The 486-nt window shown below is 63.6% G+C and carries 1 pseudogene; it reads left to right on the top strand.

The features are described 5' to 3' along the window. Positions 1-391 (top strand): annotated as a pseudogene (locus WDW90_RS38080) (transposase); the annotation flags it as partial. Between the last annotated feature and the right edge of the window lie 95 nt (positions 392-486).

Here is a 486-nt window from a genome sequence, read left to right as displayed (position 1 = left end):
CGTCTCGGAAGCCACCGTCTACCGTCTGCTCAAAGCTCAGGACCTGATCACCAGCCCGGCCTACATCGTCGTCAAGGCAGCGGAAGCGTTCCGCGACAAAACCACGGCGCCCAACCAGCTCTGGCAGACCGACTTCACCTACCTGAAGGTGGTCGGCTGGGGCTGGTACTACCTGTCGACCGTGCTGGACGACTTCTCGCGCTACATCGTAGCCTGGAAGCTCTGTGCGACGATGCAGGCCAGCGACGTCACCGCCACGCTCGACTTGGCGCTGACCGCCGCCGGGCTCGATCAGGTGCAGGTCGTGCAACGTCCGCGGCTGCTGACCGACAACGGGTCGAGCTATGTCGCCGGCGATCTGGCCACGTGGCTCAGCAGCCGAGGCATGACCTGATCCTCCTCTGAATGAGTGGACACCTCTGCTACGCTCCCATGGGGGCTGGAAGGTGTCTGATGGGGACAACGAAACGAACGTTCACGCCGGAG

The sequence above is a fragment of the Methylobacterium nigriterrae genome (genome assembly GCF_037106235.1).
Lineage (GTDB): Bacteria > Pseudomonadota > Alphaproteobacteria > Rhizobiales > Beijerinckiaceae > Methylobacterium > Methylobacterium nigriterrae.
Note: the sequence above shows the minus strand (reverse complement) of the source record. Positions and strands in the feature narration are given on the sequence as shown.